Origin of the sequence: Rhizobium sp. 25PS6, from assembly GCF_032464655.1 — a bacterium.
Taxonomy (GTDB): Bacteria; Pseudomonadota; Alphaproteobacteria; order Rhizobiales; family Rhizobiaceae; genus Rhizobium; species Rhizobium laguerreae.
Map to the genome: position 1 here is coordinate 289,799 of NZ_JAWDIV010000001.1, position 15,016 is coordinate 304,814.

Annotated in this window: 13 protein-coding genes; 2 read left to right on the forward strand and 11 right to left on the reverse strand. The window is 62.6% G+C overall.

Annotated features, from left to right (window positions below; genetic code table 11):
• Positions 1-106 precede the first annotated feature (106 nt).
• From RWK44_RS01280 to RWK44_RS01330, 11 genes are all read right to left on the reverse strand, one after another.
• Positions 107-1,762, reverse strand: coding sequence for an ABC transporter ATP-binding protein (locus RWK44_RS01280; protein WP_316028246.1), 1,656 nt, complete (start codon positions 1,760-1,762; stop codon positions 107-109).
• Positions 1,759-2,625, reverse strand: coding sequence for an ABC transporter permease (locus RWK44_RS01285; protein WP_077976830.1), 867 nt, complete (start codon positions 2,623-2,625; stop codon positions 1,759-1,761). The genes RWK44_RS01280 and RWK44_RS01285 overlap by 4 nt, the downstream gene beginning before the upstream one ends.
• Positions 2,622-3,572 (reverse strand): ABC transporter permease, encoded by a 951-nt coding sequence (locus RWK44_RS01290; protein ID WP_316028247.1) that lies wholly within the window; start codon positions 3,570-3,572, stop codon positions 2,622-2,624. Before RWK44_RS01290 ends, RWK44_RS01285 begins: the two co-directional genes overlap by 4 nt.
• 89 nt (positions 3,573-3,661) lie before the next feature.
• A complete protein-coding gene (locus RWK44_RS01295; protein ID WP_316028248.1) occupies positions 3,662-5,272 on the reverse strand; it encodes an ABC transporter substrate-binding protein in 1,611 nt (536 codons plus the stop codon).
• Between the two features lie 63 nt (positions 5,273-5,335).
• Positions 5,336-6,049 (reverse strand): HAD-IA family hydrolase, encoded by a 714-nt coding sequence (locus tag RWK44_RS01300; RefSeq protein WP_131661119.1) that lies wholly within the window; start codon positions 6,047-6,049, stop codon positions 5,336-5,338.
• 223 nt (positions 6,050-6,272) lie between these two features.
• The gene (locus tag RWK44_RS01305) at positions 6,273-7,649 is read right to left on the reverse strand and encodes an aspartate aminotransferase family protein (protein ID WP_168258537.1); all 1,377 of its coding nucleotides are present in this window, start codon (positions 7,647-7,649) and stop codon (positions 6,273-6,275) included.
• Positions 7,650-7,662: 13 nt separating this feature from the next.
• Positions 7,663-8,499 carry a GNAT family N-acetyltransferase gene (locus RWK44_RS01310; RefSeq protein WP_316028249.1) on the reverse strand — a complete coding sequence of 279 codons (837 nt, stop codon included), beginning with the start codon at positions 8,497-8,499 and terminating at the stop codon, positions 7,663-7,665.
• 155 nt (positions 8,500-8,654) lie between these two features.
• On the reverse strand, positions 8,655-9,935 hold the full coding sequence (gene otnK, locus RWK44_RS01315) for a 3-oxo-tetronate kinase (protein WP_316028250.1): 1,281 nt from the start codon (positions 9,933-9,935) through the stop codon (positions 8,655-8,657).
• Positions 9,936-9,938: 3 nt separating this feature from the next.
• Positions 9,939-10,715, reverse strand: a complete 777-nt coding sequence (otnI, locus tag RWK44_RS01320) for a 2-oxo-tetronate isomerase (protein ID WP_025397112.1) — start codon at positions 10,713-10,715, stop codon at positions 9,939-9,941.
• A gap of 14 nt (positions 10,716-10,729) precedes the next feature.
• Positions 10,730-11,674 (reverse strand): L-threonate dehydrogenase, encoded by a 945-nt coding sequence (gene ltnD / locus RWK44_RS01325; RefSeq protein ID WP_316028251.1) that lies wholly within the window; start codon positions 11,672-11,674, stop codon positions 10,730-10,732.
• Positions 11,675-11,743: 69 nt separating this feature from the next.
• Positions 11,744-13,060, reverse strand: a complete 1,317-nt coding sequence (locus tag RWK44_RS01330; protein WP_316028252.1) for an MFS transporter — start codon at positions 13,058-13,060, stop codon at positions 11,744-11,746.
• A 239-nt stretch (positions 13,061-13,299) separates the two neighbouring features.
• Here RWK44_RS01330 and RWK44_RS01335 point away from each other — a divergent pair, with 239 nt between their 5' ends.
• The gene (locus RWK44_RS01335; RefSeq protein WP_316028253.1) at positions 13,300-14,298 is read left to right on the forward strand and encodes a LacI family DNA-binding transcriptional regulator; all 999 of its coding nucleotides are present in this window, start codon (positions 13,300-13,302) and stop codon (positions 14,296-14,298) included.
• Between the two features lie 16 nt (positions 14,299-14,314).
• On the forward strand, positions 14,315-14,989 hold the full coding sequence (otnC, locus tag RWK44_RS01340; RefSeq protein ID WP_168281026.1) for a 3-oxo-tetronate 4-phosphate decarboxylase: 675 nt from the start codon (positions 14,315-14,317) through the stop codon (positions 14,987-14,989).
• Positions 14,990-15,016: the final 27 nt, after the last annotated feature.

Here is a 15,016-nt window from a genome sequence, read left to right on the forward strand (position 1 = left end):
GCCATATTCTTTGCCACTTGCTGATCTCCACCGCGAGGCCGGAGACGTTCCAGCACGACCTGACCGGGTGCGCGCCGTGTCTGGCAAGCGCGCAGGAGATCGGCAGTCAGTGCCGGCAATAGGCCCGCACCAGTTCCGGATCCTGCTGGAGCCCGTCGAGCCAGGCCGGATCGAGCGTCGGCACCGATGAGAAGAGCAGTTGAGAATAGGGGTGCTCCGGCGCCTTCAAGGTCGAGGAGGTGATTTCCTCGACCTTACGGCCTCCATACATCACGACGATCTCATCACAGATCGCTTCCACCACCGAGAGGTCGTGGCTGATGAAGATATAGGAGAGGCCGAGTTCGCGCTGCAATTCCTTGAGCAGGTCGATCACCGCGGCAGCGACCACCGTGTCGAGCGCCGAGGTAATCTCGTCGCAGAGGATCAGTTTCGGATCGGCGGCGAGCGCCCGGGCGAAGTTGACACGCTGCTTCTGGCCGCCCGAGAGTTCGCCCGGCCGGCGATGGCGCAGGTTGCGGGGCAGGCGTACCATGTCGAGCAGTTGATCGATCCGGGCGTTCCGGGCCTTTCGATCCATGCCGTGGTAAAAGACCAAAGGTCTGTCGAGGATGTCCTCGACCGATTTTGCCGGGTTGAGTGCGGTATCGGCATATTGGAAGACGATCTGCATCTCGCGCAACTCATCACGCGAACGCTTGCGCGCGTTGCGATGCAGTTCCGTGCCGTCGAAGGTGATCTTGCCGATCGCGGCCGGCAGGATGCCGGCGATGGTACGGGCGAGTGTCGACTTGCCGCAACCGGATTCGCCGATGATGCCGAGATTGCGGCCTTTTTCCACCTTCAGGCTGACGTGCTCGACCGCGCGCACGAGCGGCAGGCCATCAGCCTGACGCTGTCCATAGCCCGCGACGAGATCTTCGATGCTCAGCAAGGGAGTGATCGCAGGTTCGGCCGGGCCTGCCGCGCCGCGCGGCTTCGGCTCGAAGGCTGCGAGCAGCTCCCTGGTATAGGGGTGCTTGGCATTGTTGAGGATCTCGTCGGTGGTACCGGTTTCCTGGGTCTCTCCGCCTTTCAGAACCAGGATGCGGTCGGCGATCTGCGCGACGACGGCAAGGTCGTGCGAGACATAAACGCCAGCGATACCACCCTTCTTCATGACCGATTTGAAAGCCCGCAGCACTTCGATCTGGGTCGTGACGTCGAGCGCCGTCGTCGGCTCGTCGAAGATGACGAGGGTCGGGTCGCCGATCAGCGCCATGGCGGCGGCCAGACGCTGCAACTGGCCGCCGGAAACCTGGTGCGGGTAACGGCTGCCGATCGTCTCGGGCTCCGGCAGGGATAGCGACCGGAAGAGCTCGACGGCCCGGGCACGCGCCTCGTCCGGCGACATCAGCTGGTGAATGCGGGTGACTTCGATCACCTGGTCCATGATCGATGTGGCCGGGTTGAAGGCGGCAGCCGCCGATTGCGGGACATAGGCGACTTCGGTGCCGCGCACCTTGGCGCGCTGCTTCTCGCTGAGCGTGACCATGTTCTTGCCGCCGACCGAAACGCTGCCGCCGGAGATACGACAGCCCGCACGGGTGTGGCCCATCAGGGTCAGGGCGATGGTTGTCTTGCCCGAGCCGCTCTCTCCGATCAGCGCGACGATCTCGCCCTCGGCAACATCGAGGCTGACACCTTTGATGATTTCGACACGCCGGCCGGAATCGGTGGTGGCCTCGACCTTCAGGTCACGGATTTCGATGAAATTGCTCATGACACACTCCGGTCGCGGATTTTCTGCGGCAGGTTGTCGATCAGCAGGTTGACGCTGATCGTCAGGCTGGCGATGGCAAACGAGGGAAACATCACCGCCGGCGCACCGAATGGCAGGCCGCCGATATTCTCACGCACGAGCGCACCCCAATCGGCATAGGGCGGCTGGACGCCAAGGCCGAGGAAGGAAAGCCCGGAGAGCAGCAGAACGATGAAGACGAAGCGGATGCCGAGATCGGCAAGCACCGGTCCGACGATATTGGGCAGGATCTCGGAGCGAATAAGATAGAGGGTGCTTTCGCCGCGGATGCGCGCGACCGTGATGAAATCCATCGCATTGATGTTGACGGCGAGCGCCCGGGCGAAGCGGTAAGCGCCGGGGATGTAGATCACCGACAGCGTCATGATCAGCACCGGGACCGAGGAGCCGACGGCAGCGACGACCACCAGGCCGAACAGTTTGCTCGGGATGGAGTTGAGGGCGTCGAGGAAGCGGCTGAGGATCGTGTCCGGCCAGCCGCCGGCGACAGCTGCGATCATGCCGAGCACGACGCCGCTGAAGCATGCGATCGTGACCGCAGCCAACGAGATACCGACCGTGTAGCGCGCGCCCATCAGAATCCGCGAGAGCATGTCGCGGCCGAGATAATCGGAGCCGAGCCAGAGTTCCCGGCTCATCGGGCCGAAATAGTCGAGATCGATAATCTCGCCGACGGGGTAGGGAATGACCCATGGCGCGAAGATCGCGACGAGCGCCCATAAGAAGATGACGGTGAAGCCGATCGCGCCGACGATGTTGAAGCGATAGCCAAACCGGGTTTCGGACAGCCGGCCGGAGGTGGTTTCGGAACTGGTCATGGTCATCGGAGCCTCGGATTGGAAAGGATGGCGATGATATCCGCGATGGTGATCAGCAGCAGGTAGCCCAGGCAGAAGATCATCGCGCAGCTCTGGATTAGCGGCAGATCGCGGGTGGCGACGGCATCCAGCATCAGCTTGGCGATACCGGGATAGTTGAAAATGGTCTCGACGATGATGACGCCTCCGAGCAGATAGGACAGCGAAAGCGCGACGGCATTGACGATCGGACCCAGCGCATTGGGCAGCGCATGGCGAAAGACGATGCGCGGCCGGGAGGCGCCCTTGAGCAATGCCATCTCGACATAAGGTGTGTTGAGCGTCTCGATGACAGCCGCCCGCGTCATGCGGATCATCTGGGCCGAGACGACGAAGGTGAGGGTGATCACCGGCATGGCATAGACACGCAACAGGTCGGCCAGACTGTGGACTTCATTGGCGAAGGACAGCGCCGGCAGCCATTTCAGATAGACGGCGAAGATGAGCGCCGCGGAGGTCGCGACCATGAACTCCGGCACGGAGATGACGCCGATGGTGATCACGGTGACGATCCGGTCGTAAAGGGTGCCGCGCAGCATCGCCGCAGTGATCCCGAGCGTCAGCGCGATCGGTACGGAGAAAAGCGCGGTGACGCCGGCAAGTTTCAGCGTATTGACGAAGCGGCCGGCGATGAGAGCGGCGATCGGCATGTCGTTGGCATAGGACGTGCCAAGGTCGCCTTGCAGCAGTCCGACTAACCAGCGCAGGAAACGAAAGAGCGCCGGTTCGTCGAGATGCATGGCCTTGCGCAGGCCTTCGACGGCTTCCGGCGTGGCGGCTTGGCCGAGCAGGATCGTCGCCGTATCTCCAGGCAACAGCGTTGTCGCGAAGAAGACGGCGAAGGAGACGATCACCAGGGTGATCGCGGCGACGAACAATCTGCTCAGTACAAGGGATAAGACCTGGCGGTTCACGGGCGTCTTCCCTTTGCGTTCGAGTTAAGTTCCATCAATGCAGATGGAGGAACTGGGGCGCGGCTGCAGCCCCAGTCTCCTTTGCTGTATCAGGCTTCAAGCCAGACATATTCCGCGAAAGCGTATCCCATCTGGCCGCCGAGCGGGTTGGCTTCCAGGCCCTTGAGCTTGGCGGTCGTGGCATCGACGTTCGAGATATAGGCCGGAATGATAGTACCAGCTTCCTGGGCGACCATGCCCTGCATCTCGTTATAGATCGTCTTGCGCTTGTCTTGATCGAGCGAGCCGCGCGCCTCGATCAGCATCTTGTCGAACTTCTCCGACTTGTAGTGGCTTTCGTTCCACGGAGCGTCCGAGGTGTAGAGCAGGGAGAAGAGGATATCGGGGGTCGGCCGCGGGTTGATATTGCCGAAGTGGATCGGCGCCTTGAGCCAGTAATTGTCCCAATAACCATCAGATGGCACTCGCTGCACATCGAGCTTCATGCCGATTTCGGCGCCGGCCGCCTGGATGATCATGGCCATGTCGATCGACGAGCTCGCCGCATCGGAAGCGATGATCGGGATGGATTGGCCAAGCACGCCGGCCTTGTCAAAGTGGAACTTCGCCTTCTCAGGATCAAAGGCTCGCGCTTTCAGCTCTGCGTCATGATAGAAGTTCGCCGGTGAAACGGGTTGATCGTTGCCGACTTCACCGAGGCCGCGCAGCGCCGATTTGACAATCTGTTCGCGGTTGACGAGATACTTCATGCCCTCGATGAAGTCCCGCTTGTTGCCGGGCTCCATATCCAGTCGCATGTTGAGATTGGTATAGTTGCCGGACGTCGTCTTAGACAAGGTGAAGCCGTCGCCCTGGGCCTCGACGAGGCGCATAGAGCGCGGATTGATCGTGGCTGCGAGATGGATGTCGCCCGCAAGCAGTGCGTTTACACGGGCATTGTCGTCGCTGATCGCGAAATATTCGAAGGAATCGACATTCGGGCCGGATTTCCAGTAATTCTTGTTCTTGATCCCGACGGACCGGACGCCCGGCTCGAAGACTTCCTTGACGAAGGCGCCGGTGCCGTTGGCCTTGGTGAAATCGGTCGTGCCGTCGGCGACGATCATGAAATGATGCATCGACAGAATGGTCGGCAGGTCGGCATTCGGGCTGGCGAGCGTGATCTCGACGGTTTGTTTGTCGACCGCCTTGAAGCCGGTCATCTGGGCAGCGATCTTGGCGACCTTCGAGCCAACGGCCGGGTCGAGATGGCGCTTCAGCGAGAAGACGACGTCATCGGCGGTCAGCGGCTTGCCGTCATGGAAAGTAACGCCGTTCTTCAGCTTGACCGTCCAGGTCTTCGCATCCTTGGACTCGATCGCGTCGGCAAGCTCCATCTGCGGCGTGCCTGATTTGTCGAGGAAGGTGAGGCGGTTATAGAAGGAGCAGCACCGGACATAGTCGGTGGAGAGCGACGCCTTGGCGGGGTCGAGCGTATCGGCTGTGGAGGACGACCAGCCGGCCGCCTTGAGCGAGCCGCCGGAAACGGGCGTGGCGGCAAGCGCCTTGCCGGCACGACCAAGCACGAGCCCGCCGGCAGACAGGGCCACGCCGCCCGCAAGCATCATATGCAGCAACTCGCGACGAGTGGCGCCACGACGGATGGCGCTTTCGACCATGGCATCGTCGGATCTGGTCCAATTGGTGATCTTGTCGTTCATCTCATTCCCCTTTTCTTCTGTGGCGGGCTGCCCGTTGCGGGCAGGCCCGATCTGCTTTCAAAGTCAGGCGCGCGCGGCGGCCACGGCATCGGCAAGGCCGGCCATGGAGGTGAAATGGTAATCGGGTTTGGTGAACTCAGCCGGTTCGATCGTGCCGCCGTAACCCTTCTCGGCATGTCGTCGCTCGATCCAGCAATTGGTCAGCCCGAGTTTCCTGGAAATCCCGATGTCGTGGTACTGGCTCTGGGCGACATGCAGGATGTCGTCCTTCGAATGTCCTTCCGAGGCGACGTAGTCGAATACCTTCTCGAAGAATGCGGGATCGGGTTTCTCGGTCCCGGTATCATCTGCGGTGAAGGCGGCATAAAAGGGATTGCCGAGTTCCTTCTCGAAGAAATCGAAGGCCCAGCGGCGGGCATTGGTCATCGCCACGAGGCGGTAATCCTTCGCAAGACTTGCCAGCGCCGCGGCGCTGTCTGCAAAGCCCTTCCAGCTCTTCGCCGAATCCCGCAGGCGTTCGCCATGTTTTTGCTCAGTGGGCAGGCCGAGCTTCGGCGCGATCGCAAGGTAGACGCGCACGAGGTCGTCCGGAAAGAGATCGGCATGGTCGGAATAGCGGGCTGCGCGGTAGAGGCTAAGCGCTTGCTCGCCGTCGACTGTGCTTCCGACTTCGGCCGCGATCTCGGCGAAGCAGGTCTTGAGGCCGCCCTCGAAGTCGATAAGCGTGCCGACGACGTCGAAGGTCATGTATTTGAATTCCGAAAGGCTCTTGCTCACGTGAATTCCCCAGTGTTCGGCCCCGATGGGAGCTCGGCTTCTCGAAGAAGAAAATTCTGTTCCGCTGGCGGGGTCATTGTCCCGCTCTTTTATGGGAAGGCCCGCATCTGCCGGGATCCAGGCCTTTCGTTGACTTCAGTTTGTCACCTGCACTGCGCCGGATTCGCCGAATAGACCCCATGAGGCGGCACAAAATACCGAATCTGACGGTTTCCCGATATTCTCAGGCCTGCAGCGCCCGACGCACATCCGGATCCTCCAGCGTCTCGTCCAGCGTGATGCGGGTGCGCTCGATGATCGCGTCTATCTCCGTGTCTGTGCAGCAAAGCGGCGGAGCATAGCCAATTGCACCATTGCCGAAGGCGCGGATGACGAGGCCGTTTTCCCAGGCGCGATCGAAGATGCGGCGGGCGGGTTCGGCAGATGCCGGCAAGGGCGTTTTGTTCACCTTGTCGACCACCAGCTCGACGGCGGCCAGCATGCCGCGGCCGCGGACATCGCCGACGAGCGGATGATCCCTCAGCGATTCCAGGCCCCGCATCAGCCGTGCGCCGGCCCTGACGCCGTTTTCGAGAAGCCCGTTTTCGTAGAGCTTCAGGACTTCGAGGCCGACCGCGGCGCTGACGGGATGGGCCGAATAGGTATAGCCATGGCCAACGGCGGCAGCACCCGCGCCCTCGGCGATCGTTTGATAGACGTGATCGGCCATCAAGACGGCACCCATGGGAACGTAACCCGAGGTGAGGCCCTTGGCGGTCGTCATGAAGTCGGGCACGACCTCATCCTCGATGCAGGCGAAAAGCGGGCCGGTGCGGCCAAAGCCGGTGATCACCTCGTCCGCGACAAAAAGGATGTCGTGCGCCCGGCAGAATTCGCGCATGGCTTTCATCCAGCCTTTCGGCGGCACCAGAACGCCGCCCGATCCCTGGATCGGCTCGACGTAGAAAGCGGCGACGCGTTCCGGCCCGATCGCCTCGACCTTGCTTTTCAGCGCCGCAAGCGAGGCGTCGATGATCGCCTGCGGATTGTCGCCCACCGGGTTGCGATAGGCGTAGTGAGACGGAATCTTATGCTGCCAATCGAATGGAACGCCGAAGCCGGCATGGAAGGCAGGTAGCGCGGTCAGACCCGCGCCGACCGTCGAGGAACCATGGTAGCCCTGTTCGACGGAGATGAACTGATCGCGCTGAGGCTGTCCACGGGCATGCCAATAATAGCGGATGAAGCGGATCGTGCTGTCCACCGCATCGGAGCCGCCGAGCGTGAAATAGACGTGGTTGAGATCGCCCGGTGCGCGGTCGGCGAGTTCGCCGGCAAGCCGGATCGCGGGCTCTGAGCCGAGGCCGAAATAGGCCGTCGCATAGGGAAGCTCGCGCATCTGCCGGGCCGCCGCCTCGACGATGCTCTCGTGGCCGTAACCGGCATTGACGCACCAGAGGCCGGCGAAGCCGTCGATCAGCTGCTTGCCGGAGGCGTCGGTGACCGTCGCGCCCTTGGCCGAGGCCAGCACTCGCACGCCAAGCTTTTCATGGCCTCGATAGGAGGCGACAGGATGAATGAGGTGGGCGCGATCGAGTTCGATGAGAGAATTGCTGTACATGGAGATCTCCGGATCAGCCGAGTGCCTGGCTGGCGAGGGCAAAGGTGGTGACGGCCGGTTCGGCGGCGTGGTGGACGAAGGGCTTTTTCATGGTGATTCCGCCGCCGACATGGGCGAGCCCGTGTTCGGCGAGCCACGGGGAAAGCCCGGTCTCGGCCGTGGTGTCGACCCTGAGGAACCGTCCGGGCCGTCTGGCGATGAAATGTTCGATGAGTTTCCTGGCCTGCCCGAGGTCGGCGGCCACCACGGGTCCGATCACTTCGCCGCGGCCGAAGGGACGCAGGCAAGCGAACCCGGAAACGTGGCCGTCGCGGCGAATGACGGCGAATTCGCCGATCCCGGCAAAATAGGAGAGCAGTCCTTCGCGATCGGCGCCGAAGGCACGGCGATCGAGTGCCGCGATATCAGGCAGGTCGGCGTCGGTAGCGGCTTCCATTTCCGCCGGCGCGGCAATTTCTCCGGCAAGGCCCTGGTGCTGCAGCACGGTTCCCGTCTCGTGGAAGCCAAGCTTTTGGTAGAGCGGCAGGCCTGCCGTCGTCGCCACCAGCCTCAGCGGCCGGTCTCCGGCGGTCAGCAATGCGGCGTCCATTAGCTTGCGGCCGAGGCCGCGGCCGCGCATCGTCTCGTCGACGATGACCATGTTGATCGTCGCACAATCTCCCTTATAGGGCGTGACGAGGACGGTGCCGACGACCCTGCCATCCTCGACCGCAACCATCCCTTCGCTCAAGGCGAGCGCCAGCTGCCAGTCTTCCGTCCGATGCGGCCAGCCCGCCTGTCTTGAGAGCGCGACAGCGGCTTCCAGATGGTCGGGGCCGAACGGGACGATTTCGATCTGACTTGCTTCCATGGGGGCGTCCTTCATATCGTGCCCGCCAGTCTGCCGGAGCGCCGGCGGGCAGATCGTCTGAAGGCCGTGGTTCAGGCAGTATCTTATGGCTTTGCTATCATCGGCCGCCGCATCTTATGCTAGAACCAACCGATGTTCATCGGATCCAGATCCTGTCAGTGCATCATCGCCAGCGCTGCCGCAAAGAAATCTTCACCTCCGAAGTTTCCTGATTTCAACGCCAGCAGCATATCGCCCTGGGCATTGCCGACTGTGCGCAGCACCGGCACGCCGGGCGCAATCTCCGGGCCGATCAGAAATGCCGGAATGGCGAGCCTGTCGACCGCCGCGCCCGAGGTTTCCCCGCCTGCGACCACCAGGCGCCGCACGCCTCTCTCCACCAGTTCGGCTGTGATGATCGACGTTGCGGTCTCGATCGCGTGGCCGGAGGCTTCTCGTCCATAGATCGATTGCAGCCGGGACACGGTTTCAGGCGCAGCACTCGCGGCGATGACGACGGGGCCGGCGGAGATGCGTTCTCCGGCCCAGGTAATCGCCGCGGCGATCTCGTCGGGACCGGCAAGCAGACGCTCAGGGTCGAGCCGCAGGACGGGCATCGATCGTTCGGCGATGTCGAGCTGATGGAGCGTAGCCTTGGAGCAACTGCCGGCAACGATCGCGGAAAGCCCGCCCACCGGGCGAATGGCGTCCGCCGTCGTCGCGCCCCCGGACGATATCCGGCCGGAGCGGACGAGCGCGCGGGCAAGGCCGAGTCCGAGGCCGGATGCACCGGTGGATACCGGCGTTTCCAACGCGACCTCGCCGAGCGTTTCAAGATCGCGTTCGAAAATTGCATCGGCGATAACAGCAGTGCAGCCTGCAGTGCGAAAGGCATCGAGCCTCGCCTTGACGGCGCCGGGTCCGGCCGTGATGGTCGTGAGATCGAGCAGTCCGACAGCATTGCGCGACTGGCGGGTCAGAACCCGCACGAGATTGGCGTCATGCATCGGATTGAGGGGGTGGTCCTTGAGCGGGCTTTCGTTCAACGGTTGTCCGCCGACGAAGAGATGGCCAAAATAGACGGTGCGTCCCGTTTCCGGAAAGGCGGGCGTCACCAGCACGACGCCGCCGCCGGCAGCATCGCTCAAGGCCTCGGTGACCGGACCGATATTGCCGGCATCGGTGGAATCGAAGGTCGAGCAGATCTTGTAAAGCACATGGCCGGCACCCCGCTGGCGTAGCCATCGCTCGGCGCTCGTCGCCGCCGTCACGGCCTCCGAGGCCGGGACGGAGCGGATCTTCAGGGAAACGACGACGGCGTCGACATCCGGCAGGGCGAGCGACGGATCGGGGATGCCGACCGTCTGCACCGTGCGCAGGCCGTTCTTCGTCAAGGTGTTGGCGAGGTCGGAGGCGCCCGTATAGTCGTCAGCGATTGATCCGAGCAAAATAGCCATCGTCTAGCTCCGTGCAAAAGGTTTGAACCAGCCAAGACCGTCCAGTGTGTGGCCGCGCGGGATGTATTCGCAGCCGATGAAACCGTCATAACCCAGGCGATCGATTTCGCCGAACAGGTAGGGATAGTTCAGTTCCTCCCCATCCGGCTCATTGCGTGACGGCACGCTGGCGATCTGGATATGGCCGGTGATCGGCAGCAGGCGCCGCAACGCGATAGTGACGTCGCCATGGATGATCTGACGGTGATAGATGTCGAACTGCAGCTTCAGGTTCGGCAGACCGCATGCGGCAATCAGCCGCTCGGCGGCGGCGAAGTCGTTGAGGAAATATCCAGGCATGTTGCGCCCGTTGATCGGCTCGAGCAGCAGATCGATGCCCTTTTCCGCAAGCCGCCCGGCGGCATAGGTGACGGAGCGCCGATAAGAAGAGGAGGCGTCTTCGTCATCACGGTCGGCTATGCCTGCCATCAGGTGCAACCGTCTGACGCCCGTTGCCGCCGCATAGTCCAGTGCCTGCTCGACATCCGCTTTCAGCGCATCGAACCGTCCGGGAAGGGCGGCGATGCCGCGCTCGCCTGCTGCCCAGTCGCCCGGCGGCAGGTTGAACAAGGCCTGCTGCAGATTGTTGCGGGCAAGCCGTTCGGCGATTGCCTCGGGCGTGGCTTCATAGGGAAAGAGGTATTCGACGGCGGCAAAGCCGGCCTCGGCTGCGGCGTCGAAGCGGTCGAGGAAGGCCCATTCGTTGAACATCATCGTCAGGTTGGCGGCGAAAACCGGCATGTCTGGCGTTCCTTCTACAGGCTCTGCGGTTCTTTGGTGGAGCTGGGCAATTCAGCGCCGGAAAGCTTGGCATAGAGCCGCGCCAGCGAGGAATCGTCGTCACGGCCCATGCCCGCCCCGGAGGCGGCCAGGTACATCTGCAGAGCTGCTGCCGTCAGCGGTACGGGATAACGCTCGGAGCGGGCCATGTCTTGGACGATGCCGAGATCCTTGACGAAAATCTCGATGCTGCTGAGCGGCGTATAGTCTCCGGCCAGCACATGCGGCACGCGATTTTCGAACATCCACGAGTTGCCGGCCGAAGCGGTGATCACCTCATAGACCTTGTCGAGGTCGAGGCCCTGCTTGGCGGCAAAGGTTATCGCCTCGCAGGCGGCCGCGATGTGCACGCCGGCGAGAAGCTGGTTGATCATCTTGAAGGCAGCACCTTTTCCCGCCTCGTCGCCAAGCTCGTAGACCTTGGCGGCCATGGCGTCGAGACCCGGGCGCGCCGCGCCGAAGGCCTGTCTGGAGCCGGATGCCATGACCGTCAATTCGCCACGCGCCGCCTTGGCCGCGCCGCCTGAAATCGGCGCGTCGAGATAATGCAGGCCGAGAGCTTCCACCCGCTGTGCCAGATCGCGTGCGACGGCGGGATCCATGGTGGCCGACGAGACGAAGACGGCGCCGGGCTTCATCGCATGCGCAACGCCTTCAGGCCCGAACAATACGGCCTCGGTCTGCGCGCCGTTGACGACCACGGAGACGACAATGTCGGCGTCCTTTGCCGCAGCGGCAGGGGTCGCCGCGCCACGTCCGCCATCGGCGATGAAGCGGTCCACCGCCGCCGGCGTGATATCATTTCCAACGACATCGAAACCTGCGCGCTTCATCGACTGGGCCATTCCAAGCCCCATGGAACCAAGACCGATGACGGCTGCGACAACGGCCGAGCCCGAGTTTTCAGCAAGCGGTGGCATGAGGGAGTTCTCCAGTCTTGTGAGGAAAAGTCTGCGCCCCTCCGGGTGCCATCCCGGAGAGGCTGTTGTTCAGCGATTGACGCTTTTCGCCGGAACCGTCAACACCGCCAGCGAACCAATGACCAAGGCAGCCGCCAGCAGGTACATGCCGGCGCTGTTGGTGCCGGTGAAGTCTTTGAGATAGCCTACCAGAAACGGTCCGAGAAAGCCGGCGAGGTTACCGACCGAATTGATCCAGGCGATGCCGGCCGCAGCGCCCATGCCGGCGAGAAAAGCCGTCGGAAGCGACCAGAACAGCGGCGCGCAACTGATGGCGCCGGCCGCGGCCAGCGAGAGGCAGACGATCGAGACCGTCGTGCTCGTCGCCATCGTCGCCGCGACGAAACCACCGGCGGCGATGAGGGCCGGGACGACGAGGTGCCAGCGGCGTTCGCGCAGCCTGTCGGCGGAACGTCCGAGCGCCAGCATCACGACGAATGTGCAGATATAGGGGATCGCGGAAATCAGGCCGATATTGAGGTTTCCGTTGACGCCTGAGGCCTTGACGATGGTCGGCATCCAGAAATTCAGTCCATATTGCCCGAGCACGAAGCAGAAATAGATCAGGCACATCAGCCAGACGCGGCGGTCGGTCAGCGTTGCGCCGATGCTGTGCGGGCTTGCTGTCTTGGCCCGGTTCTCCGCCTCGATATTGGCCGTCAGCACGCTTTTTTCCTCATCGTTCAGCCATTTCGCGCCCTGGATCGTATCATCAAGGTAGAAGAACGTCGCAACGCCGAAAAGAATAGCCGGAATGGCTTCGATCAGGAACATCCACTGCCAGCCGGAAAGTCCGTGCGTGCGGTGGAAACTGTCCATCAAGAGACCCGAAAGCGGATTGCCGAAAATGGCGGATATCGGGATCGCCGACATGAAGGTGGTGATGATCCTGGCGCGGCGATGGGCCGGATACCAGGCGGTCAGATAGAGAATGATGCCGGGAAAAAATCCGGCTTCGGCCACGCCCAGCAGGAAACGCAGCACATAGAAGACGGTTTCCGATGAGGTGAACATGAAGGCGGCGGAAATGATGCCCCAGGTGACCATGATGCGGGCGATCCACATCCGCGCGCCAACCTTGTTCATGATGATATTGCTCGGCACTTCAAACAGAAAATAACCGATGAAGAAAATGCCTGCGCCGATGCCATAGGCGGCTTCCGAAAGGCCGAGCTCGCTCGACATCTGCAGCTTGGCGAAACCGACATTGACGCGGTCGAGATAGGCGACCACGTAGCACAGCATCAAAAAGGGTACGATGCGCCAGAATACCTTGCCATAGGCGCGGTCTTCGAGCGTCTGGGCGGGATGTATGCCAACAACTGGCGCTTGCGTCTGCAGCGTCATGATTTTCTCCTCCGATTGTTGCCGCGGTCTCCTTGAGGCCCTCCCGCGACGCGCCAATCCGTTTTGGCAGCGCTGCCATTCTCATTAATCCATTTTGGCAGCGCTGCCAACAGCAAATTGGTAGCGCTGCCAAAAAAGCCTTGCTTCTTGGCGGTAGCGGTGAAAAATGGGGGGGCCGGACGGTGGTCATCGGGCGGGCAGGCCGGGCACCGCCTCAACAGTCGGGTTCAAACGTAACGATGGAATTCAAACATCAACCGACGGTGACGCTTGCCGAGGTTGCGCAAGCGGCCGGTGTTGGCGAGAGCACGGTGTCGCGCGTGCTGCGCAACCACGGTTCGTTTTCCGGCAAGACGCGCGAGCGGGTAATGGCTGCCGTCGAACGGCTGGGCTATGTGCCGAACCGGATTGCGGGAACGCTAGCCTCCACCGGTTCGCGTCTTGTCGCCTTCGTCATTCCCTCTTTGTCCAACATCGTCTTTCCCGATGTGCTGCGCGGCGCCAGCGCCGTTCTGGAGGAAAACCGGTACCAGGCGGTCTTTTCCGTGACCGATTATGATCCGGGCAAGGAGGAAGCGCTCGCCGCCGCGATGCTCGCCTGGCGGCCGGCGGCGGTCATGCTGGCGGGATGCGAGCATACCGAGGGTACGGTGAAGATGCTGCGCGCCAGCGGGTGCCGGGTCGTCGAGCTGCTCGATCTCGACGGCGATGCTCTCGATATCGCGGTCGGCTTCTCGAACCGCGCGGCCGGGCGGGAGAGCGCTGCCTTCCTGCTCAAGCGGGGCTATCGCCGGATCGGCTATGTCGGTCACGACCTGAACCGCGATACCCGTGCCGGCAAGCGGTTTTCCAGCTTTTGCGAAACGCTCGATGCGCATGACACCCCGCTCGTCGCCCACGAAATTCTCGCCGGCGCCTCGTCCGTGGAAAACGGCAGATTGGGGCTGGAGCGGCTGCTTGCCCGGACGAGCGATCTCAATGCGGTTTATTTCTCCAACGACGATATGGCGCTGGGCGGCTATTTTCATTGTCTGGCCGAGGGAATCGCGATCCCCTCGAAGCTCGCCATTTTCGGCTATAACGGCCTCGATATCGGCCGGGCAACACCGCAGCCGTTGTCGACCATCCGAACGCCGCGAGTCGCGACCGGGGAGATCGCCGCGCAGCTGGTCGTCACTAATGCGCCGCCGCAGGCCGTCGATCTCGGCTTTGAACTGATCGAAGGGGAAACCGCCTAATATTGGAGGAACTGTCATGTCCGACGCGCGCCTGCGTGAGGAAATCTGCCGATACGGCCGCTCGCTGTTCGAGCGCGGGCTGACGCCCGGTTCGTCGGGCAACATATCGTTGCGGCTGGAGGATGGCGGTTGGCTGGTCACTCCGACCAACGCTTCGCTCGGCTTTCTCGACCCGGCACGGATCTCCAGGCTCGATGCCGAAGGCCGGCTCCTGTCCGGCGACAAGCCGACCAAGGAAATTCCGCTGCACACCGCCCTTTACGATACGCGCGGCAGCGCCCGCGCCATCGTCCATCTTCACTCCACCCACGCAGTGGCATTGACCATGCTGCCGGAGATCGATCCGCGCGCCGCCCTGCCGCCGATGACGCCATATTATCTGATGCGCGCCGGCGAAACCGCGCTGGTGCCCTATTATCGTCCCGGCGATCCGGCGGTGGCCGACGCCATCCGCGGGCTGGCGGGCAAGTATTCGTCGGTGCTTCTGGCCAATCACGGACCTGTTGTCGCCGGCGACAGCCTGGAGGCGGCGGTCTTTGCGACCGAGGAGTTGGAGGAAACGGCGAAGCTCTATCTACTGTTGCGCAACCTCAATCCCCGTTTCCTCAGCCCGGCGCAGGTGGCCGATCTCGTCGACACCTTCGGCCTCGACCTTCCGTCGCATCACGATCACGATCACGACGGCGATTGAAGGCGTCACTCCGCCGGCCGTTGACGG

Excerpts from the sequence above, each read along its gene's own strand:
- RWK44_RS01285 (WP_077976830.1), bottom strand. The coding sequence starts at position 2,625 with ATGACCATGACCAGTTCCGAAACCACCTCCGGCCGGCTGTCCGAAACC.
- RWK44_RS01280 (WP_316028246.1), bottom strand. The coding sequence starts at position 1,762 with ATGAGCAATTTCATCGAAATCCGTGACCTGAAGGTCGAGGCCACCACC.
- RWK44_RS01335 (WP_316028253.1), top strand. The coding sequence starts at position 13,300 with ATGGAATTCAAACATCAACCGACGGTGACGCTTGCCGAGGTTGCGCAA.
- ltnD (WP_316028251.1), bottom strand. The coding sequence starts at position 11,674 with ATGCCACCGCTTGCTGAAAACTCGGGCTCGGCCGTTGTCGCAGCCGTC.
- otnI (WP_025397112.1), bottom strand. The coding sequence starts at position 10,715 with ATGCCGGTTTTCGCCGCCAACCTGACGATGATGTTCAACGAATGGGCC.
- otnK (WP_316028250.1), bottom strand. The coding sequence starts at position 9,935 with ATGGCTATTTTGCTCGGATCAATCGCTGACGACTATACGGGCGCCTCC.
- RWK44_RS01305 (WP_168258537.1), bottom strand. The coding sequence starts at position 7,649 with ATGTACAGCAATTCTCTCATCGAACTCGATCGCGCCCACCTCATTCAT.
- otnC (WP_168281026.1), top strand. The coding sequence starts at position 14,315 with ATGTCCGACGCGCGCCTGCGTGAGGAAATCTGCCGATACGGCCGCTCG.
- RWK44_RS01330 (WP_316028252.1), bottom strand. The coding sequence starts at position 13,060 with ATGACGCTGCAGACGCAAGCGCCAGTTGTTGGCATACATCCCGCCCAG.
- RWK44_RS01310 (WP_316028249.1), bottom strand. The coding sequence starts at position 8,499 with ATGGAAGCAAGTCAGATCGAAATCGTCCCGTTCGGCCCCGACCATCTG.
- RWK44_RS01295 (WP_316028248.1), bottom strand. The coding sequence starts at position 5,272 with ATGAACGACAAGATCACCAATTGGACCAGATCCGACGATGCCATGGTC.